The following is a 20,400-nucleotide window of genomic DNA, read 5'->3' as shown; positions in this document are numbered from 1 at the left end:
TAGCCAGTAGGACTTATAACATTGCGAGAAAATACGATGATCAAACAACGGACACTTAAACGTATTATTAAAGCGACTGGTGTTGGTTTACATACCGGCAAGAAAGTTACGCTTACTTTACGTCCGGCACCGGCCAATACCGGGGTCATCTACCGTCGTACTGACCTTAATCCACCGGTAGATTTTCCGGCAGATGCGAAATCAGTTCGCGATACGATGTTATGTACTTGCTTAGTCAACGAAGATAACGTACGTATTTCGACGGTTGAACATTTGAATGCTGCTTTAGCAGGATTAGGCATCGATAACATTGTTATTGAAGTCAATGCGCCTGAAATCCCGATTATGGATGGCAGTGCTGCACCGTTTGTTTTCTTACTGCTAGATGGCGGTATTGAAGAATTAAATTGTGCGAAGAAATTCTTACGCATTAAAGAAACTGTACGTGTTGAAGATGGTGATAAGTGGGCAGAAATGTCTCCATACAATGGCTTTAGCCTTGATTTCACTATTGATTTTCAACACCCTGCAATTGATAGCAGCACGCAACGCTATGCAATGGATTTCTCTGCGGAATCTTTTGTAAACCAAATTAGCCGCGCGCGCACTTTCGGTTTCATGCGTGACATTGAATATCTGCAATCGAAAGGCCTATGCTTAGGCGGTAGTTTTGACTGTGCTATCGTCGTTGATGACTATAAAGTACTCAACGAAGATGGTTTACGCTTTGAAGATGAATTCGTTCGTCACAAAATGCTCGATGCAATTGGTGACTTATTCATGTGTGGACATAACATTATTGGTGCATTCACTGCATTCAAATCGGGTCACGCACTGAATAACAAATTGCTGCAAGCGGTTCTGGCTAAAGAATCTGCTTGGGATCTGGTCACCTTTGAAGACGAAGCTGAATTACCTCTGGCATTCAAAGCGCCTTCGACTGTATTCGCATAATAGTTTCTATTATGTGGCTATCTCTGCCAGTCAGAGTTAGTCTTTTCTGTTGGTTGCATTAGTACTCTCTCCGGCTAATGCAGCCAGCCGCTCAAACTTCTCTTTTAATCCCTTCGGACTCTTTTTCGCTAATCTTAATAACTGCTCTGCGGTTTGCGTACTAATCTTTCTTTGATTGCGATTTTCTTTTTGATTCACTGATTGCTTATTCAATGAGCTATTTTGCTTAGATTTTCGTATAAGATCGGGGTTGATTCTGATGTCGATGGAAGATAAAGATGGTAGAATAGACGACCTTAATGCAGAAAGAAGGTTTATTTTTTCATAGTTAAGGCGAGTCATCCAACTGGCATTAGCCACTTCGATAACCATAATGTTATTACGGTAGTTTGCCACTCGACACATGGGTTTAATTTCCGCTGGCAGCAAACTTTTTACAACACGATTCAATTTTAGAATAGCTTTTGCATTTCGCTGAATAGTTTGTAAAGTGTTTGATGTTTTTGCCAGAGACTCTTCGAGAACATCGAAAAGTGCTTGTGGATGACTATCTCTCATTGTGAACTCTCATTTTACGCGATTGCTAAAGATGTCAGAACATAATTGGGAATCATACTTTAATCTATAAATTATATAAGAGTTTGATGGGCATTTTAAATTTTTGGCGACATTTAGGTAGACGATACTTTTGGTCCCACCTGTTATTAGGTGTTGTGGCTACGGGTGTTGGCTTGCCTACAATTTTAAATGCCTTATCAGAATCTCAGCAGGCTCAAGTTAATTCTGCGCCAGCCAATCGACAAAGCCAAGCTGTAAATGCTTTCGATAACTTATTTGCTCAGCAGAATTCTCAACGCTCTTCATCCTCATCTTCTTACTCCGTCAATTACTGGCAGCAGCATGCGGTACGTAATGTTATCCGCCAACTGACTTTTGCCTTTTCAGCGACAGAAGATGAAGATATTGACAAAAGTAAGCTACAAAAAGAGACGCTATTTGCCCCTCAATTAATGTTAGATACGCTGTACGCGATGTTGGCGCAGCGATCTTTACAATGGGATGTGGCAACGACTCAAGCTAGCGAACATATCTACCCTCTCTTTACTGTTTATCAGCCCGCGATTTGGGTTGCTCAGGTACACGGCATTCGGGCTGGACCCTTTTTTGCTTAAATCCATTTAACGATGTTAAGCCTACCATTGGGTCGTTTCTCATCGTGTCAAAAATCATCGATTCAAATAATTAATTGATTTACCTGAGAAAAAATATGTTAACTAAATTATTAACCAAAGTATTTGGTAGCCGTAATGACCGTACTCTGCGCCGTCTGCGTAAAGAAGTGGAAAAAATTAACAAGCTAGAGCCTGAGTTTGAGAAATTATCGGATGACGAGCTGAAAGCCAAAACCGTAGAATTTCGTGAGCGTTTAAAACAAGGCGAAAGTATTGAAAATATGATCCCTGAAGCGTTTGCGACAGTGCGTGAAGCAAGTAAGCGTGTCTTTGGTATGCGTCACTTCGACGTTCAGTTAATCGGTGGTATGGTACTGAACGAGCGCTGCATCGCAGAAATGCGTACAGGTGAAGGTAAAACACTAACTGCAACGCTACCAGCATACATTAACGCATTATCAGGCAAAGGGGTTCACGTTGTTACGGTGAACGACTACCTAGCAAAACGAGATGCGGAAAATAACCGTCCATTATTCGAGTTTTTAGGCTTAACCGTTGGTATTAACTTATCGGGTATGGCTCCGCCTGCTAAGCGCCAAGCTTATGCGGAAGATATTACTTACGGTACCAACAATGAGTTTGGTTTCGACTATCTACGTGACAACATGGCATTTAGCCCTGAAGATCGCGTTCAACGTAAATTGCATTATGCATTAGTGGATGAGGTGGACTCCATTCTTATCGATGAAGCACGTACGCCACTGATCATTTCTGGTCCTGCGGAAGATAGCTCAGACCTGTATATTAAAGTGGATAAACTGATCCCGAAATTAGTTCGCCAAGAAAAAGAAGACTCGGACACTTTCCAAGGCGAAGGTCACTTCTCGGTTGATGAAAAATCTCGTCAGGTAACAATCACAGAGCGCGGTTTAGTTCTCGTTGAAGAATTACTAGCAAAAGCAGGTTTAATGGATGAAGGTGAATCGCTTTATTCACCATCAAACATCATGCTGATGCACCACGTCATGGCCGGTTTACGTGCCCACGCGCTGTTTACTCGTGATGTTGATTATATTGTTAAAGATAACCAAGTTATCATTGTCGACGAGCATACTGGCCGTACAATGGAAGGGCGTCGTTGGTCTGATGGTCTGCACCAAGCTGTTGAAGCAAAAGAAGGTGTTGAGATCCATAATGAAAACCAAACATTGGCATCGATTACTTTCCAGAACTATTTCCGCTTATACGAAAAACTAGCTGGTATGACCGGTACTGCGGATACCGAAGCATTCGAATTTAGCTCAATTTATAAGCTGGACACGATTGTTATCCCAACTAACCGTCCAATGGTTCGTAAAGACATGCCTGACTTAGTCTATATGACTGAAGCAGACAAATTTGAAGCAATTATTGAAGATATCCGTGATAAAACCGCCAAAGGTCAGCCAGTTCTGGTTGGTACTATTTCGATTGAAAAATCTGAATTAATTTCTCATGCGCTGACTAAAGCAAAAATTGCTCATAACGTCTTGAATGCGAAATTCCACGCAATGGAAGCTGACATTATTGCTAACGCGGGGCAAAAAAGCGCTGTAACCATCGCAACTAACATGGCGGGTCGTGGTACCGATATCATGTTAGGGGGAAGCTGGCAGTCAGAAGTGGCTGCGTTAGAGAACCCAACGCAAGAACAAATTGACGAAATCAAAGCGAACTGGAAAATTCGTCACGATGAAGTGTTAGCAGCTGGTGGTTTACATATCATCGGTACAGAGCGCCATGAATCTCGCCGTATCGATAACCAGTTACGTGGTCGTGCGGGACGTCAAGGTGATGCTGGTTCATCACGTTTCTATCTGTCAATGGAAGATGCTTTAATGCGTATCTTCGCATCAGACCGTGTAACGGGGATGATGAAAAAACTGGGTATGAAACCGGGCGAAGCTATCGAACACCCTTGGGTCACAAAAGCAATTGCTAACGCACAGCGTAAAGTTGAAAGCCGTAACTTTGATATTCGTAAACAATTACTTGAGTATGATGATGTAGCAAGTGACCAACGTCGCGCTATCTATACTCAGCGTAATGAATTGCTGGATGGCGGCGATATTAAAGAAACCGTAGACAGTATTCGTGAGGATGTCTTTACCACTATTATTGATGCGTATATTCCGCCTCAATCACTGGAAGAAATGTGGGACATTGATGGTCTGCAAAAACGTTTAGTGAACGATTTTGACCTCGACTTACCAATTCAAGAGTGGTTAGACAAAGAGCCTGAACTTCACGAAGAAACTTTGCGCGAACGTATCATGGAAAAAGCGATTGAAATTTACCAGCGTAAAGAAGAGATCGTTAGCTCTGAAGCAATGCGTAATTTTGAAAAAGGCGTTATGTTGCAAACGCTGGATACATTATGGAAAGAGCATTTGGCTTCCATGGACTATTTACGTCAAGGTATCCATTTACGTGGCTATGCACAAAAAGATCCAAAACAAGAATACAAACGTGAATCCTTCAGTATGTTTGCCAATATGTTGGAAGCATTGAAATATGAAGTGATCAGTACCTTGTCAAAAGTACAAGTACGTTTACCGGAAGAAGTTGAAGCGTTAGAGCAACAACGTCGTGAAGAAGCTGAACGTCTGGCGAAGAAACAGCATTTAAGCCATGAAGCTGAAGCTGAATCTTTAATGACAGAAGCAGAAGCGAAGATTGCAACCCAAGGTAATAAAATTGGTCGTAATGATCCATGCCCTTGTGGTTCCGGTAAAAAATACAAGCAGTGCCACGGCCGCTTAAACTAATTTAGAATTCAATAAATAATCAATAAAGGCGGGGAAACCCGCCTTTTTAGTGAAGAAATTATGGAAAAAAAACATCTGCATATTGCCGCTGGGATCATTCGTAATGCTCAGAAACATATTTTTATTACTCAGCGACCTGAAGGCACACACATGGCCGGGTTTTGGGAATTTCCTGGTGGGAAGCTAGAAAAAGGGGAAGACCCCAAGGACGCACTGATCCGAGAATTGGAAGAAGAAGTGGGTATTGCGGTGATTGACTGTGATTTATTCCATCAAGTTGATCATGAATTTGACGATAGATTTATTACGCTCTACTTCTTTATGGTTTCAGGCTGGGATAATGATCCCTATGGAAAAGAAGGGCAAAAATCACGTTGGATTGAGCAGCAAAGCTTAATCGCTGATGAGTTTCCACCAGCTAATCGCGTGATTGTTGATATGCTGACCAAGGATGCATAACAGCAAGTCGTCAGTAATGAAGATGAAAATAGCCTAATGCAGCGATTTGGCTATTTTCATTATCAACACAGATAAAGTGAAATTAGTGCTCAGGTGTTTCACTCCAATTATCGCTATCGGAGATATCACCTTGGCTTTCAATGCGTTTTTCTTCTGCGGCCCACTCGCCTAAATCAATCAGTTGACATCTCTTACTGCAAAATGGGCGGAAAGGGCTGGATTCATTCCAAGTCACGACTTTTTGGCAAGTCGGACAATTGACTTCAATAATTTCATTCATACATGGACTCTCAAACTAACAACAGGCTAACTGAAAACGAATTACGTCTGGGAGTATACCATTCTCGCTATCGATATGAAGAAAACGTAAGGCAAAGCGCGTTTTATGTCCTGAAATTTGAGGGTATATCAAATGCTCTGGCGATAACCTAATACGTAAAAGCTCTTTTCCTTCGACATTACCTTGAAAGAAACCATTGTGAGATTCGGCAGATTCAAAACTTCCATTTTGACGGATTAGTGATAACACGGTTTGTAAGGCATCATGCAGTGGATCTAAACTATTTAGCCAGTTTTTGATTTCATTATCTCTATCTGATTGGGGAATATTTAGCCACAGTTGAAGGGTGGGCAAATCAAAGCTACAGCATCCACCGGGAATACTGAGGCGTTGGCGAACCATACTAATAATTTTATCGTTACGTAGCTGATGACCAAATCGAGGTGCGGACATTAAACTGCTTATTTTCGGCGTTAGGTCATTTAAAAGAGAGGTGATTAATGTTTTATCAACATTTGGGGCATCGGCCCAACTGAGTAGCCTACTTTTTTGTTTTTCGAGTTCTTTGATAAGATCAGAGCGAACTTCACCTCTATCTAAAATTTCAATCAGTTCAGAAACAGAACGGAAAAAGGCGATTCCAGAAGAGTAGGAAGTTATATGGCTCTGTTCATAGATTTGCATTAATAATGTTTCAAGCCGCAGCCAAGAACGAATTTTTTCATTCATTGGATATTCATAAGTAACCAAAGTCGTTTCGATTTTTTCGCTCATGCTCATTCCTATTCTTTTTGTGCTGCAAGTGCTAGGTATTGTTTGTGTAGTTCTGCAACTCTATTTGGCAGCTCAGTATTATTTGTATGATTAGTGATGGTGTCGTCAGCATACGACAACCTTTCTTCTCGAGATGCTTGAGCATTTAATATATTAATAACATGCTCTAGGTTAGTATCATCGCGTTTGATGGTTCTCTCTATTTGCTCTTCTCTTGTTACATCTACGACAAGAACACGATCTGCTAAATGCGAAATTTTATTTTCAATAAGCAGGGGGACTACCCATAAAACATAAGGATAGTTAATCTGCTGAAGTTGTTTCTGCGTTTCTTGTTGTATCAAAGGATGAAGCAGCGCATTTAGCCACGCTTTTTCTTTTGGTTCGGAAAAAACAACTGACCGTAAAAAGCCTCTATTTAAGGTGCCATCATGGTTTAACACATTTTGACCAAAGTGCTGTTGAATGCTGATCAATGCAGGGGTATTAGGTTCAACCACTTGGCGTGCGATGATATCAGCATCAACAAGGGGTACCCCAAGTTTAGCAAATTCGTTGGCAACGGTTGTTTTACCGCTTCCTATCCCCCCAGTGAGGGCAACTATATAAGACATAAATGATTCATTAGTTCACGGGAAATAAGTCAGGTTACACTGAAAGTTTTAATTTGTCTGTATACAATTGAGTCAAGTTATCATGTTATGGATATATGTGTGATTCCAATCTATTTTTACTATCTAAATTAAACTACTTTCTTTAGGCAATAAGTTACATTCCAGAGATGACTGAGCCTAATTTAAATATTGGTAAATACATTGCAAACATTATTAGGCAGATAATGATAGCTATAAATAAGAGCAATATAGGTTCAAGGTTCTTAAGGTGATGCTCTGTAATAGTCTTATATTGCTGTGAGTAATACTTAAATAAATATAATGTAAAATATTCTAGCTTGCCAGATTCCTCTGCCAAAGAAATTAACTGAATTGCTAATTTTGGAAAAAATTGTGTATTTTTCATTGCATCAGATAGTGAGGCTCCTCTAAGGATAGCGTGATATATTTCATGGCATTCTTTCTTGTATTTATGATGCACTATCGTTTTAGTTGAGCAATCAAGGCATTCCAAGAGAGGCAGTCCTGATTTTAATGTTGAAGATAATGTTAAAAAGTAGATGTTCAAATTTTTGGCTTTGATGATGTTATTGATATAAGGAAAATATTGCATTAACTGACTCAGTTTTTTGGATGCAAAGGATTTATATTTAATAAATAAAAATATGGTTGAGGACAGTGTTAACAGTATCCATTGAATATTCTCAATCAAAGTATTCGATATTATAATGACTACCTTTGTTATAGAGGGTAATTCCTGTTGAAAGCTTTCGTAAATTTCAATGAACTGAGGGATGACGAAAACTAGCATGATGATAAGTAATAGGCTTGAAAACCCTACGAGGGTAACTGGATAACGTAGGGCTTTTTTTATTAAGATTGATGTTTTCTGGTTATGTTCAAGCATATTTTTGATAATCAAAAAGCTTTCATCATATTTTCCTGTCTTTTCGGCGATTACGATTAAGCTAATTATTGTACTGTTAAAAACATGCGGATGCTTTTCTAGGTTTTTAATAAAGTTAATACCTTTTTCTAGATCATTGATCGCTTGGTTAATGAGATTCTTCCAAAAAGGTAAATGACAATTAAGTTGAAGTAATTGAAAGCATTTTAATAAACTAATTCCTGAGGAAGATAGTATATTTAGCTGATGAAAAAAATGAATTCTGTAGTTTAAATTTTCCATATCCAATATAAATATAGATTTCAATTTTATTGATATTGGCGTTTGACCTCGTTTGATTATCTCTAAGAAAGCTTGTTGCTTGTTTTTTGCTACTAAGCTATCAGTTATATACGAATTATTTTCAAGTGAAGTGTAATGATATACAAACATTAATTTACTCTCCTTGTCCTATAACAGAATAAACTTCTTGTAATGTTGTTTCTCCAGCTTCAACTCGCTCAAGGCTTGCCTGAAATAGACTTTTGAAATTATCAGTTAATTTACCATTATCTTTTAATAGAAAGTCGAGTTGTGTTTGATCAAGGTGTTCATAAATTGCGGTACGCCCCATAAATCCTGAAAAACAGTGTTCGCACCCTGTAGAGTGATATTCGTTAATATTCTGTATTGAGTTTATCGGTGTAATGCGTGCCGTTTCTTGTTTACAGTACGTACAAAGTTTTCTAACTAATCGCTGAGCGATAACCATTTTTAAACAGGATTGAAGCTGGTTTCTGTTAACGCCTAGCTGTTCCATACGTGTAATGGCGCTAACGGTACAATTGGTATGGAGTGTTGAGAGAACAAGATGACCTGTTTGTGCAGCTCTAGCAGCTATTTGAGCCGTTTCTTCGTCTCTAATTTCACCAATCATAATAACATCAGGGTCTTGTCGAAGTAGTGCACGAAGAATAAAAGCAAAAGTAAGTGAATATTTTTCGTGTACCTGTGTTTGATTGATCCCCCCTAGGGGGATCTCAATAGGGTCTTCAATGGTGGATATATTTCTTGATGTTTGATTAAGGTATTCCAGCGCACTATAAAGTGTGACAGTTTTACCGCTACCTGTGGGACCTGTCACGAGAATCAATCCTTGCGGTTTTTGTAATGTGCTTTTTAGTAGGGGTAATAAAGTCGGGCACATTCCAATTTGTTCGAGAGAGTATTTCAACTGTGTATTTAATAATCTCAGAACTAATTTCTCACCATGAAGTGTGGGCATGCTGGAAAGGCGGATGCTAAAGTTCTTACGCTCAAAGCTCCAGTTCATTTGCCCATCCTGCGGTATTCTTTTTTCCGCAATATTCATTTTTGACAATATTTTTATTCGAGCAATAACCTCATTGTTTATTTCATGTGGTGGTGAAGGAATAACGTAGAGTTTCCCATCCACTCTAAGGCGAATTTTTAGGCTATGCTTGGTTGGTTCAAGGTGAATATCAGATGCTCGCTTTCTTACAGCCATCTTTAATAAATCATCGACAAAATCAACGGCAGGAGATGGTACGTTGATAGGTTCAATAGTGTTAGTCGGATAAGCATTTTCATCTTCATTGATTTCTAAAGTATGGCGATTGAAATAATGATCAATTTTTTCTTTAGCCCATATTTCATAACAAACTGGTACGCTGGCAATAAAACGTAATGTGGATATTAAATTATCATTGGGTTTTTCTATGGTGGCGATAGATAACCTTTTTTCGTTGTAATCGATAATCACGATATAGTTTTTGTCACAAAGCACTTTGAGTTCTTTGAAAATATAATGGCTTTCCCTAGATGTGCGCATGTTAATCCCTTAATTAGAAGCTCAGTGTTTTTTCACAAAGTTTTTTTAGATCTGCATTAGTATCAGCTTGGCAACTGATACCCCATGAAAATGGCGATGTGGCTGTTGAGCTGGTGGGTGTCAATATACCCGTAAGACCAGTTAAGGTTTTGTCACCAACAAAGGTAATGACGCCTGCTTTTGCATCAATTTGTTTTAGATACTTTCCTTTTATATTGCTCGGTATATCTTCTTTTCCTGAATTACATTTAGCTAAAAGGCCTTGGTTAAAGCTGCACAGTTCTACACTGTTTTTATAAGGCAAGATAGTTTGTAGTACATCGGTCATGGCTGCTTTTTGCATATAGCTTTGATAGCCCGGTATAGCAACGGCACTGAGTATTGAAATTATTGCGATAACAACCATTATTTCGATTAAGGAAAATCCTTTCTGATCCATAAGTAAAACCTCTCTGATAGTGTGAGGTTCCATCATAAAAGACATTTTTAGTGAAAATACGAATTGAAAATTTAGGTTACGAGTGGCTTTGTAAAGTGATCTTGCAAATGGTGGGTTGTCTCATTTTATTTCGAGCGCTCTCGCAAAAATATATCAAGAATATTTTTTCTAATAAAAATGAGTTTGTCAGGTTGATATAAATAGAGGCATATCAGAAAGAGGGCTAATGGGGTGGTTACCCTCATTAGCTAAGATAATAGGCGGATGATTCGTAAAATTATCAATTGGCAAAGTTTAGAGTGCGTTTTTATAGTGCTGCCAATCAAAATAAGGGCCTGGGTCAGTTTTTCGATGGGGAGCAATATCGCTATGACCTGTAATATTCTGTTTGATCTGAGGGAATTCAGCTATCAGTAACTTAGTGAGCTTGGCCAACGTTATATATTGAGCTTCGGTGAAAGCTTGATAATCCGTACCTTCAAGTTCAATACCAATAGAAAAGTCGTTACATTTTTCTCTCCCTTGATAATTAGATTGCCCTGCATGCCATGCGCGCTTGTTGAAAGGAACATATTGAATAATCTCTCCATCACGACGGATGAGGCAATGGGCTGAAACACGTAGATGTTTAATTTCTTCAAAAAAAGGGTGTTCTTCGGGATTTAAAGTACCGGTAAATAGTTGGTTAATATATGGACCACCAAACTGCCCTGGTGGAAGGCTGATATTATGAATGACGAGAAGTGAAGGTTCTTCGTCCTCTGGGCGGTCATCATGATGTGGGGAAGGGATATGAGTCACATTATTTAGCCAACCATCATGTATTTTCATATCAGTATCCATAGTATGCTCTTTTCTTTTTTGTAAGTACCCGTAATTAAGAAAGATTAGCATAGTTGAGATCCATACGGGTGCATATTTTGGAGTAAATAATGACTACACGACGCTATGATGAACAAGAAAGACGCAAACTGTTAATGGCAAGATTGATTACCGATATTCCTTTTATGGTCAGTGTTGCTCTAAAAGAAGATCTCGGCCAGATCGTTGATTATAAAAGGGATGTTACAGGGCAGCTATTAAATGAAGATTCCCAAGCTACAGCTCGAATTATTACTCGTGAAGAGGGGGTTTTTTGCGGGCAAAAATGGCTAGAAGAAGTTTTTTACCAACTCGGTAATAAAGTTAAGGTGAATTGGAAGGTTCAAGATGGCGATAAGGTTTCACCAAACCAAGTATTATGCGAGATGCGAGGACCTTCTCAAATTCTACTCACTGGTGAAAGAACAGCGTTGAATTTTGTACAAACTCTATCTTCGGTTTCCACTGTGACTGCAAAGTATGTGGCTTTTCTTGAAGGTACTCGAACTAAGTTATTAGATACTCGCAAAACTATCCCTGGTTTGCGGAGCGCATTAAAGTATGCAGTGCTCATGGGGGGCGGATATAATCACCGATTAGGTTTGTCTGATGCTTATCTAATCAAAGAAAATCATATTATTTCGGCAGGTTCTGTTTCCCAAGCAGTATCGCTTGCTCGCCAAGCACACCCAGATGTTCCTATCGAAGTAGAGGTCGAAAATCTAGAAGAGCTGCTACAAGCTCTCAAAGCTCAAGCGGATATTATTATGCTTGATAACTTTACGACTGACATGATGAAAGATGCCGTTGTTCTCACGGATGGCAAGGCTGCTTTAGAAGTATCAGGAAATGTGACAGATAAAACGATTAGAGAGTTTGCATTGACAGGTATTGATTTCATCTCAGTAGGCGCATTGACGAAACACATTCAGGCATTAGATCTCTCAATGCGATTCATTGAACCTGAAAGCTAGTCTGAGCTAATTTAGGCTGCTAGACCGAGAGGCTACAAAGATAAGGGGGATAGATTATACATCTCCCCCCTAAAAATGAATGACTATATAGATAGCGATTATATTTTGAACACTCTTTCATGATTATTGAATTGCACTGAATATTTACGGAATACTTTTTTACCATTGGTATGAAGTTTTCATTTGATTGATTGCGTAAGTGTATTTTTGTTAATTATGAATTTAACAAATTATTAACCATGTTCAGGGCATTTTTTTGTAAAAATGTACGCAATGTTTACTTTTTGGGTGGTTATTCAATTATTGTGATTTTTTATTCTAAAATTGGTAAGCTGTAACGGTTCAGTTTTGGTTTCATTGGCATAAAAAGTCATATTTTTTGTTAAATTTGTGTGTTGTTTAATCAAGGCTTGGTTATTAATTAATGCTTTTTTTAAAATAAACCGTTAAAACTTGCAGGATTTTATGATTTAGCTCAAGGTCTTTATGGACAGATAGTGAATACTTTGTTACTTTATTAAGCCATAAAATAATTGGTATGACCAATTAACACTGGGTACTAGATAATCAATAATTACTCACTATAAAAATGGCAGATTATGACTTACGGTAAAATTCGCCAACCAAAGTTATCAGATGTAATCGAGCAGCGGCTTGAGCATCTCATATTCGAGGGGACTTTACGCCCCGGCGAAAAGCTGCCTCCTGAACGTGAACTTGCTAAGCAATTTGATGTCTCAAGACCATCAGTGCGTGAAGCTATTCAAACCTTAGAGGCCAAAGGTCTTCTATCTCGTCGTCAAGGTGGTGGCACATTTGTACAAAAACAGATGTGGCAAAGTTTTAGTGACCCATTGACCGAATTACTTGCTGGTAACCCAGAATCTCAATTAGATCTTCTTGAAACGCGCCATGCATTAGAAGGCATTGCTGCTTACTATGCGGCATTACGTGGTACGGAAGAAGATTTAGAGCGTATTCGCCAAAGCTATGAATTGATTAAATCAGCTCAGAAAAGTGGTGATCTTAACGCGGAATCAGATGCGGTATTACAGTATCAACTGATTGTAACGGAAGCTGCTCATAATGTAGTGCTGTTACATTTGCTACGCTGCATGATCCCTATGTTAGAGCAAAATATCCGCCAGAATTTTGAGTTCCTATATACCCGAAAAGAGATGTACAACGCAGTAAGCGAGCATAGAGAACAGATTTTTTCTGCTATTGTCGCAAGGGAACCGGAAAAAGCGAGAGAAGCGTCTCATCGACATCTTGCTTTTATTGAAGATTTGCTACTGGACATTGGACGTGAGCAAACTCGCCGAGAGCGTTCATTACGTCGCTTACAGCAACATCCAGATCTAGATCAGCTTCAAAGCTAGACCAGATTTAAAATTGGTAGTGTAGATCCTGACTGCTGCGTCTACATTACTGTGAGTACTCTTAATTAGAGATAAAGCGGCAACTACATTAGGGCCTATCTTCCTGCTGTTTTCATTAACATGAAGAAAATGGCAGAAAGATAGGCTCCACATAACCATATAAAATAGATAACAGATAAGGAATACACCATGTCAGATATGTTAAAAAATGACGTGGATCCGATTGAAACTCGCGACTGGCTACAGGCGATTGAATCGGTCATCCGTGAAGAAGGTGTTGATCGTGCACAGTTTATTATCGAACAGGTATTAAGCGAAGCACGTAAAGGCGGTGTTAACATTGCCGCTGGTGCATCTGGTAGTTCTGATTACATCAACACAATTGCTGTTGAAGATGAACCTGCATACCCTGGTAACATGGATTTAGAACGCCGTATCCGTTCTGCAATTCGCTGGAACGCTGTAATGACCGTTCTGCGTGCATCTAAAAAGGATTTAGAACTGGGTGGCCATATGGCATCATTCCAGTCTTCCGCAACTTTATATGAAGTTTGCTTCAACCACTTCTTCCGTGCTCATAACAATAATGACGGTGGTGACTTAGTCTTCTTCCAAGGACATATCTCCCCTGGTATCTATGCGCGTGCATTCTTAGAAGGCCGCTTAACTGAAGAGCAGATGAATAACTTCCGTCAAGAAATTGGTGGCAATGGCCTGTCTTCTTATCCGCACCCTAAATTAATGCCTGACTTCTGGCAGTTCCCAACCGTATCGATGGGTCTGGGGCCAATCAATGCTATCTACCAAGCTAAATTCTTAAAATATTTGGATAACCGCGGTCTGAAAGATACTTCAGCACAGCGTGTTTATGCGTTCTTAGGTGATGGTGAGATGGATGAGCCAGAATCTAAAGGTGCAATTACTATCGCAACTCGCGATAAGTTAGATAACTTAGTCTTCGTTATTAACTGTAACCTGCAACGTCTTGATGGCCCAGTAACAGGTAACGGTAAAATCGTTAACGAATTAGAAGGCATCTTCAGTGGTGCTGGCTGGCAAGTTATCAAAGTTATGTGGGGTGACCGTTGGGATGAACTGCTGCGTAAAGATACAACCGGCAAACTGGTTCAATTGATGAACGAAACCCTTGACGGTGACTATCAAACATTTAAATCACGCGATGGTGCATACGTACGTGAACACTTCTTCAACCGTTATCCAGAAACGGCTGCATTAGTGAAAGATATGACTGATGACGAAATTTGGGCGCTGAACCGTGGTGGTCACGATCCGAAGAAAGTATATGCAGCATTTAAAAAAGCACAAGAAACCAAGGGCAAACCAACTGTTATTTTAGCTCAAACCATCAAAGGCTATGGTATGGGTGAAACAGCAGAAGGTAAAAACATTGCTCACCAAGTTAAGAAAATGAACATGGACGGCGTTCGCCACTTCCGTGATCAGTTCAATGTGCCAGTTGCTGATGATCAAATCGAAAAACTGCCATTAATCACTTTCGATAAAGATTCTGAAGAATACAAATATCTGCACGAACGTCGCCAAGCTCTGGGCGGTTACTTACCAGCTCGTCGCGCTAAATTTGATGAAAAACTGGAAATTCCAGCTCTGTCAGATTTTAGTCAATTACTGGAAGAACAATCTAAAGAGATTTCAACAACAATTGCATTCGTTCGCGCACTGAATGTCATGTTGAAAAACAACTCAATCAAAGAGCGTTTAGTACCAATTATCGCTGACGAAGCACGTACTTTCGGTATGGAAGGTCTATTCCGTCAAATTGGTATCTATAGCCCGAAAGGTCAGCAATATACACCGCAAGATCGTGAGCAAGTTGCTTACTATAAAGAAGACTCTAAAGGTCAGATCCTGCAAGAAGGTATCAACGAACTGGGCGCAGGTTCTTCATGGTTAGCGGCTGCAACATCATACAGCACTAACAACCTGCCTATGATCCCATTCTATATCTACTACTCTATGTTTGGTTTCCAACGTATTGGTGACTTAATGTGGGCAGCAGGTGACCAACAAGCTCGTGGCTTCCTGATTGGTGGTACTTCTGGTCGTACAACACTAAACGGTGAAGGCTTACAGCACGAAGATGGTCATAGCCATATTCAATCACTGACTATCCCTAACTGTATTTCTTATGACCCAGCTTACGCTTACGAAGTTGCGGTTATCATGCAAGACGGTTTAGAGCGTATGTATGGTGAGAAACAAGAGAACGTGTACTATTACATCACGACTCTGAACGAAAACTATCACATGCACGCAATGCCGGAAGGCGTTGAAGAAGGTATCCGTAAAGGTATCTATAAACTGGCTTCAGTTGAAGGCAGCAAAGGTAAAGTGCAGTTATTAGGTTCTGGTTCTATGATGCGCCACGTTCGTGAAGCTGCCGATATCTTGGCTGCGGAATACGGAATTGGTTCTGACGTATACAGCGTAACCTCATTCACTGAATTGGCGCGTGATGGTCAAGACTGTGAGCGTTGGAACATGCTGCACCCATCAGCAACGCCACGTGTACCTTATGTAGCGCAAGTTATGAATGATGCACCAGCTGTTGCATCGACTGACTACATGAAACTGTTTGCTGAGCAAATCCGTACTTATGTTCCAGCCAGTGAGTACCGTGTATTAGGTACTGACGGTTTCGGTCGTTCTGATAGCCGTGAGAACCTACGTCACCACTTCGAAGTGGATACAACGTATGTCATCGTTGCAGCGTTAGGTGAATTGGCTAAACGTGGTGAGATTGATGTTAAAGTCGTTGAAGAAGCGATTAAAAAATACAACATCAACCCAGATAAAGTTAACCCACGTTTGGCATAAGAGGTAATAATCAATGTCTATTGAAATCCAAGTGCCAGATATCGGTGCTGATGAAGTTGAAGTCACCGAAGTAATGGTAAAAGTTGGTGATAAAGTAGAAGCAGAGCAATCGCTCATCACTGTTGAAGGTGATAAAGCTTCTATGGAAGTCCCATCTCCACAAGCGGGTGTGGTTAAAGAGATTAAAATTGCAGTGGGTGACAAAGTTACTACTGGTAAATTAATCATGATTTTTGATTCAGCAGAAGGTGCATCTGCACCAGCAGCAGCGCCTGCGGCTCCAGTGGCGGCACCAGCTGCTCCTGCTACTGCAGCACTGAAAGAAGTTGCTGTACCAGACATCGGTGGTGATGAAGTTGAAGTCACTGAGATCATGGTTAAAGTAGGTGATGCAATCACGGCTGAACAATCTCTGATTACCGTTGAAGGCGATAAAGCGTCAATGGAAGTACCGGCACCATTCGCAGGTACAGTTAAAGAGATTAAGATTGCGACTGGCGATAAAGTGAAAACTGGCTCGCTGATCATGGTATTCGAAGTTGCAGGCGCAGCGCCTGCGGCAGCGGTTTCTGCTCCAGCAGCATCCGCTGTGGCACCAGCAGCAGCGGCAATCAAAGACGTTAACGTACCAGATATCGGTGGTGATGAAGTTGAAGTTACCGAAGTAATGGTAAAAGTTGGCGACACCGTAACTGCTGAACAATCTTTAATCACCGTTGAAGGCGACAAAGCATCAATGGAAGTACCGGCACCATTCGCAGGTACAGTTAAAGAGATTAAGATTGCGACTGGCGATAAAGTCAAAACTGGCTCCCTGATTATGACTTTTGAAGTTGCGGGTGCAGCACCTGCACCTACAGCAGCTCCTGCTTCTGTACCAGTTGCAGCTCCAGCAGCCGCGCCAGTAGCCTCTGCGCCAGCTAAAGCAGCTGATAGCAAAAATGAATTTGTTGAGAACGATGCGTATATTCACGCAACACCAGTAATTCGTCGTTTAGCTCGCGAATTTGGCGTGAACTTAGCGAAAGTGAAAGGTACAGGCCGTAAAGGTCGTATCTTACGTGAAGACGTTCAAGCTTACGTTAAAGATGCAATTAAACGTGCAGAAGCACCAGCAGCAGCTGGCGGTGGTTTACCGGGTATGCTTCCATGGCCGAAAATTGATTACAGCAAATTTGGTGAAGTTGAAGAAGTTGAGCTGGGTCGCATCCAGAAAATTTCTGGCGCTAACCTGAGCCGTAACTGGGTCATGATCCCGCACGTAACTCTGATGGAAGAAGTGGATACCACTGAAGTTGAAGAGTTCCGTAAACAGCAGAACAAAGAAGCTGAGAAGAAAAAACTGGATGTGAAAATCACGCCACTGGTCTTCGTGATGAAAGCAGTTGCTCGTGCTTTGGAAGAAATGCCACGCTTCAACAGCTCTATTTCAGAAGATGCACAGCGTCTGTTCCTGAAAAAATATATCAACATCGGTATCGCTGTAGATACACCAAATGGCTTAGTTGTTCCTGTTTTCAAAGATGTGAACAAAAAAGGCATTATGGAGTTATCTCGTGAGCTGGGTGAAGTGTCTAAGAAAGCACGTGCAGGCAAACTGACCGCCGCTGACATGCAAGGTGGTTGCTTCACTATTTCTAGCTTAGGTGGTATCGGAACTACCGGTTTTGCACCGATTGTGAATGCACCAGAAGTGGCAATTATGGGTCTATCTCGCTCTTCTATCAAACCAGTTTGGAATGGTAGCGAGTTTGTTCCACGCCTAATGCTGCCTATGTCTCTGTCATTTGACCACCGTGTGATTGATGGTGCTGATGGTGCGCGCTTCATCACTTTAGTTGGACAACTGATGAGCGATATTCGCCGCCTGGTAATGTAACTAATAAGACCGGTCAATTGACCGGTCTGTTTTATTTAGGCTGGGGCAGAGTTTTTCGCTGTTGCAACGAAAGGTTGGGAGTTACGTCACGTATTCAGCCTTTTCAGGATGTTAACAATTCTGTAAACTGCTTGCGGTGTGTACTTTACCAGTGGAAAATTCGTTTATTCGGCGGCCCCGCTGGACAAAACAAAAAGAGGTCATGATGAGTACTGAAATTAAAGCCCAAGTCGTTGTGCTTGGTGCAGGCCCAGCAGGTTATTCTGCGGCATTCCGTTGCGCTGACTTAGGTTTAGAAACTGTTTTGGTAGAACGTTACTCAACTCTTGGTGGAGTTTGTTTAAACGTTGGTTGTATCCCTTCTAAAGCATTACTGCACGTTGCTAAAGTTATCGAAGAAGCTAAAGCATTAGCTGAACATGGTATCGTATTTGGCGAGCCAAAAACTGACATTTCCAAAGTTCGTCTGTGGAAAGAAAAAGTGATTACTCAATTGACTGGCGGCTTAGCGGGTATGGCGAAAGGTCGTAAAGTTAACGTAGTTAACGGTCTGGGTAAATTTACTGGTGCGAATACACTGGTTGTTGAAGGCGAAAACGGCAGCACCACTATCAACTTTGATAATGCGATCATTGCTGCGGGTTCACGTCCAATTCAGTTACCATTTATTCCTCATGAAGATCCACGTATTTGGGATTCAACAGATGCATTAGAACTGCAAGAAGTTCCAGAGCGTCTACTGGTAATGGGTGGTGGTATCATCGGTCTTGAGATGGGTACTGTATACCATGCACTGGGTTCACAAATTGATGTGGTTGAAATGTTTGACCAAGTTATCCCAGCTGCGGATAAAGACGTGGTTAAAGTATTCACTAAGCAAATCAGCAAGAAATTCAACTTACTGTTAGAAACTAAAGTGACTGCTGTTGAAGCGAAAGAGGATGGTATCTACGTTTCAATGGAAGGTAAAAAAGCACCGGCTGAACCACAACGTTATGACGCTGTGTTAGTTGCTATCGGTCGCGTACCTAACGGTAAGAACTTAGACGCAGGTAAAGCTGGCGTTGAAGTTGATGATCGTGGTTTCATCCATGTTGATAAACAAATGCGTACAAACGTACCGCACATCTTTGCTATCGGTGACATCGTTGGTCAACCAATGCTGGCTCACAAAGGTGTTCACGAAGGTCACGTTGCAGCAGAAGTTATCTCTGGTCTGAAACACTACTTCGATCCTAAAGTGATTCCATCAATCGCTTATACTGAGCCAGAAGTTGCTTGGGTTGGTTTAACTGAGAAAGAAGCGAAAGAGAAAAACATCAGCTACGAAACAGCAACATTCCCATGGGCTGCATCAGGTCGTGCAATCGCATCTGACTGTTCTGAAGGTATGACTAAGCTGATTTTTGACAAGCAATCTAACCGTATTATCGGTGGTGCGGTTGTTGGTGTTAACGGTGGTGAATTACTGGGCGAAATCGGTCTGGCAATCGAAATGGGCTGTGATGCTGAAGATTTAGCATTAACCATCCATGCTCACCCGACACTGTATGAATCAATTGGTATGGCGGCAGAGATCTACGAAGGTAGCATTACTGACTTACCAAACGCTAAAGCGAAAAAGAAAAAATAATTTTCTTTTTTAGCAAAAAATAAGCGAATTGAAGACCAAAGCAGAAATGTTTTGGTCTTTTTTATTTCAATTAACAAATAGTATTAGCTTATTTTATTAATTATATAAATATTATAATGGCTATAGTTTTTATATTTACAATTAGTTGACTATAAAAAATTTTAAATTTAGTTTCTTTGCTGTTTTTAAATAACAACAAGGATGTTAATTATGCTCTATATAGATACAATGACTGTTTATGCTAATCCAGTCCCTTTTAATTTTACTGATGTAACGAATGATGATTTTTTTAATGGTGATTATGCTTTTAATAATAATAGTATAAATGAGCAATATGACCATTTGAAAACTATTACAAGAATTATAGAGAATGATAATTATAAACCGGAGATATCTAGAGATAGAGATGTAAATCGAGAAAAGGTAGCATCAGAGGAGGCAGTAAACATGCCATTACCATCACCACAGGAACTGTCTCCTCAAGAAAAACTAGAATTAAATCATCAGGAGATCTCAAATAGAATAAAGGTGCTAAAAGAAGAAAAAAGTAATTTAGAAAAAAAGTTATGAATGGAAGT

Annotated in this window: 18 protein-coding genes; 10 read left to right on the top strand and 8 right to left on the bottom strand. The window is 40.4% G+C overall.

Annotation, left to right across the window (positions count from 1 at the left end):
* Positions 1-36: 36 nt before the first annotated feature.
* On the top strand, positions 37-954 hold the full coding sequence (gene lpxC / locus ACIH2S_RS14045) for a UDP-3-O-acyl-N-acetylglucosamine deacetylase (protein ID WP_006660764.1): 918 nt from the start codon (positions 37-39) through the stop codon (positions 952-954).
* Positions 955-990: 36 nt separating this feature from the next.
* Here lpxC and ACIH2S_RS14040 read toward each other — a convergent pair whose 3' ends face one another.
* Positions 991-1,512, bottom strand: coding sequence for a DUF721 domain-containing protein (locus tag ACIH2S_RS14040; protein ID WP_108478280.1), 522 nt, complete (start codon positions 1,510-1,512; stop codon positions 991-993).
* An 86-nt stretch (positions 1,513-1,598) separates the two neighbouring features.
* Between ACIH2S_RS14040 and secM the strand changes: the two genes are divergently transcribed.
* The 3 genes from secM (at position 1,599) to mutT (ending at position 5,392) form a co-directional block, all read left to right on the top strand.
* Positions 1,599-2,126: a secA translation cis-regulator SecM gene (gene secM, locus ACIH2S_RS14035; protein WP_349487953.1), complete on the top strand. Its 528-nt coding sequence runs from the start codon at positions 1,599-1,601 to the stop codon at positions 2,124-2,126.
* Positions 2,127-2,221: 95 nt separating this feature from the next.
* The gene (gene secA / locus ACIH2S_RS14030; protein WP_036951189.1) at positions 2,222-4,933 is read left to right on the top strand and encodes a preprotein translocase subunit SecA; all 2,712 of its coding nucleotides are present in this window, start codon (positions 2,222-2,224) and stop codon (positions 4,931-4,933) included.
* 60 nt (positions 4,934-4,993) lie between these two features.
* Entirely contained in the window at positions 4,994-5,392 is a 399-nt protein-coding gene (gene mutT / locus ACIH2S_RS14025) for an 8-oxo-dGTP diphosphatase MutT (RefSeq protein ID WP_036951187.1), read from the top strand.
* 82 nt (positions 5,393-5,474) lie between these two features.
* Here the strand turns inward: mutT and yacG are convergent, their stop codons facing one another.
* From yacG to ampD, 7 genes are all read right to left on the bottom strand, one after another.
* Positions 5,475-5,672, bottom strand: coding sequence for a DNA gyrase inhibitor YacG (yacG, locus tag ACIH2S_RS14020; protein ID WP_036951185.1), 198 nt, complete (start codon positions 5,670-5,672; stop codon positions 5,475-5,477).
* Between the two features lie 15 nt (positions 5,673-5,687).
* Complete coding sequence (zapD, locus tag ACIH2S_RS14015) at positions 5,688-6,446, bottom strand: cell division protein ZapD (RefSeq protein WP_036951246.1); 759 nt, start codon at positions 6,444-6,446, stop codon at positions 5,688-5,690.
* Between the two features lie 8 nt (positions 6,447-6,454).
* Positions 6,455-7,060: a dephospho-CoA kinase gene (coaE, locus tag ACIH2S_RS14010; RefSeq protein WP_430247615.1), complete on the bottom strand. Its 606-nt coding sequence runs from the start codon at positions 7,058-7,060 to the stop codon at positions 6,455-6,457.
* A gap of 154 nt (positions 7,061-7,214) precedes the next feature.
* Positions 7,215-8,399, bottom strand: a complete 1,185-nt coding sequence (locus ACIH2S_RS14005; RefSeq protein ID WP_430247614.1) for a type II secretion system F family protein — start codon at positions 8,397-8,399, stop codon at positions 7,215-7,217.
* 4 nt (positions 8,400-8,403) lie between these two features.
* Positions 8,404-9,798: an ATPase, T2SS/T4P/T4SS family gene (locus tag ACIH2S_RS14000; protein WP_430247612.1), complete on the bottom strand. Its 1,395-nt coding sequence runs from the start codon at positions 9,796-9,798 to the stop codon at positions 8,404-8,406.
* 13 nt (positions 9,799-9,811) lie between these two features.
* The gene (gene ppdD, locus ACIH2S_RS13995) at positions 9,812-10,237 is read right to left on the bottom strand and encodes a prepilin peptidase-dependent pilin (protein ID WP_323086274.1); all 426 of its coding nucleotides are present in this window, start codon (positions 10,235-10,237) and stop codon (positions 9,812-9,814) included.
* 294 nt (positions 10,238-10,531) lie between these two features.
* On the bottom strand, positions 10,532-11,068 hold the full coding sequence (ampD, locus tag ACIH2S_RS13990; RefSeq protein WP_108478393.1) for a 1,6-anhydro-N-acetylmuramyl-L-alanine amidase AmpD: 537 nt from the start codon (positions 11,066-11,068) through the stop codon (positions 10,532-10,534).
* Between the two features lie 101 nt (positions 11,069-11,169).
* Between ampD and nadC the strand changes: the two genes are divergently transcribed.
* The 6 genes from nadC (at position 11,170) to ACIH2S_RS13960 (ending at position 20,392) form a co-directional block, all read left to right on the top strand.
* Complete coding sequence (gene nadC, locus ACIH2S_RS13985; RefSeq protein ID WP_036951178.1) at positions 11,170-12,072, top strand: carboxylating nicotinate-nucleotide diphosphorylase; 903 nt, start codon at positions 11,170-11,172, stop codon at positions 12,070-12,072.
* Between the two features lie 599 nt (positions 12,073-12,671).
* Positions 12,672-13,454: a pyruvate dehydrogenase complex transcriptional repressor PdhR gene (pdhR, locus tag ACIH2S_RS13980; RefSeq protein WP_036951176.1), complete on the top strand. Its 783-nt coding sequence runs from the start codon at positions 12,672-12,674 to the stop codon at positions 13,452-13,454.
* A 189-nt stretch (positions 13,455-13,643) separates the two neighbouring features.
* Positions 13,644-16,310: a pyruvate dehydrogenase (acetyl-transferring), homodimeric type gene (aceE, locus tag ACIH2S_RS13975; protein ID WP_036951175.1), complete on the top strand. Its 2,667-nt coding sequence runs from the start codon at positions 13,644-13,646 to the stop codon at positions 16,308-16,310.
* Positions 16,311-16,323: 13 nt separating this feature from the next.
* Positions 16,324-18,189: a pyruvate dehydrogenase complex dihydrolipoyllysine-residue acetyltransferase gene (gene aceF / locus ACIH2S_RS13970; RefSeq protein ID WP_430247610.1), complete on the top strand. Its 1,866-nt coding sequence runs from the start codon at positions 16,324-16,326 to the stop codon at positions 18,187-18,189.
* 205 nt (positions 18,190-18,394) lie between these two features.
* On the top strand, positions 18,395-19,822 hold the full coding sequence (gene lpdA, locus ACIH2S_RS13965) for a dihydrolipoyl dehydrogenase (RefSeq protein ID WP_036951171.1): 1,428 nt from the start codon (positions 18,395-18,397) through the stop codon (positions 19,820-19,822).
* Between the two features lie 210 nt (positions 19,823-20,032).
* On the top strand, positions 20,033-20,392 hold the full coding sequence (locus ACIH2S_RS13960) for a hypothetical protein (RefSeq protein WP_231138097.1): 360 nt from the start codon (positions 20,033-20,035) through the stop codon (positions 20,390-20,392).
* Positions 20,393-20,400 lie beyond the last annotated feature (8 nt).

The organism is Providencia lanzhouensis (assembly GCF_050469745.1).
Classification (GTDB): domain Bacteria; phylum Pseudomonadota; class Gammaproteobacteria; order Enterobacterales; family Enterobacteriaceae; genus Providencia; species Providencia lanzhouensis.
The sequence above is the reverse complement of the archived record's forward strand: the minus strand, read 5'-3'. Positions and strand labels throughout refer to the sequence as shown.

Bases quoted from the DNA above. Each gene is read 5' to 3' on its own strand.
- lpxC (WP_006660764.1), top strand. From the start codon at position 37: ATGATCAAACAACGGACACTTAAACGTATTATTAAAGCGACTGGTGTT.
- ACIH2S_RS14040 (WP_108478280.1), bottom strand. From the start codon at position 1,512: ATGAGAGATAGTCATCCACAAGCACTTTTCGATGTTCTCGAAGAGTCT.
- secM (WP_349487953.1), top strand. From the start codon at position 1,599: ATGGGCATTTTAAATTTTTGGCGACATTTAGGTAGACGATACTTTTGG.
- secA (WP_036951189.1), top strand. From the start codon at position 2,222: ATGTTAACTAAATTATTAACCAAAGTATTTGGTAGCCGTAATGACCGT.
- mutT (WP_036951187.1), top strand. From the start codon at position 4,994: ATGGAAAAAAAACATCTGCATATTGCCGCTGGGATCATTCGTAATGCT.
- yacG (WP_036951185.1), bottom strand. From the start codon at position 5,672: ATGAATGAAATTATTGAAGTCAATTGTCCGACTTGCCAAAAAGTCGTG.
- zapD (WP_036951246.1), bottom strand. From the start codon at position 6,446: ATGAGCGAAAAAATCGAAACGACTTTGGTTACTTATGAATATCCAATG.
- coaE (WP_430247615.1), bottom strand. From the start codon at position 7,060: ATGTCTTATATAGTTGCCCTCACTGGGGGGATAGGAAGCGGTAAAACA.
- ACIH2S_RS14005 (WP_430247614.1), bottom strand. From the start codon at position 8,399: ATGTTTGTATATCATTACACTTCACTTGAAAATAATTCGTATATAACT.
- ACIH2S_RS14000 (WP_430247612.1), bottom strand. From the start codon at position 9,798: ATGCGCACATCTAGGGAAAGCCATTATATTTTCAAAGAACTCAAAGTG.
- ppdD (WP_323086274.1), bottom strand. From the start codon at position 10,237: ATGGATCAGAAAGGATTTTCCTTAATCGAAATAATGGTTGTTATCGCA.
- ampD (WP_108478393.1), bottom strand. From the start codon at position 11,068: ATGAAAATACATGATGGTTGGCTAAATAATGTGACTCATATCCCTTCC.
- nadC (WP_036951178.1), top strand. From the start codon at position 11,170: ATGACTACACGACGCTATGATGAACAAGAAAGACGCAAACTGTTAATG.
- pdhR (WP_036951176.1), top strand. From the start codon at position 12,672: ATGACTTACGGTAAAATTCGCCAACCAAAGTTATCAGATGTAATCGAG.
- aceE (WP_036951175.1), top strand. From the start codon at position 13,644: ATGTCAGATATGTTAAAAAATGACGTGGATCCGATTGAAACTCGCGAC.
- aceF (WP_430247610.1), top strand. From the start codon at position 16,324: ATGTCTATTGAAATCCAAGTGCCAGATATCGGTGCTGATGAAGTTGAA.
- lpdA (WP_036951171.1), top strand. From the start codon at position 18,395: ATGAGTACTGAAATTAAAGCCCAAGTCGTTGTGCTTGGTGCAGGCCCA.
- ACIH2S_RS13960 (WP_231138097.1), top strand. From the start codon at position 20,033: ATGCTCTATATAGATACAATGACTGTTTATGCTAATCCAGTCCCTTTT.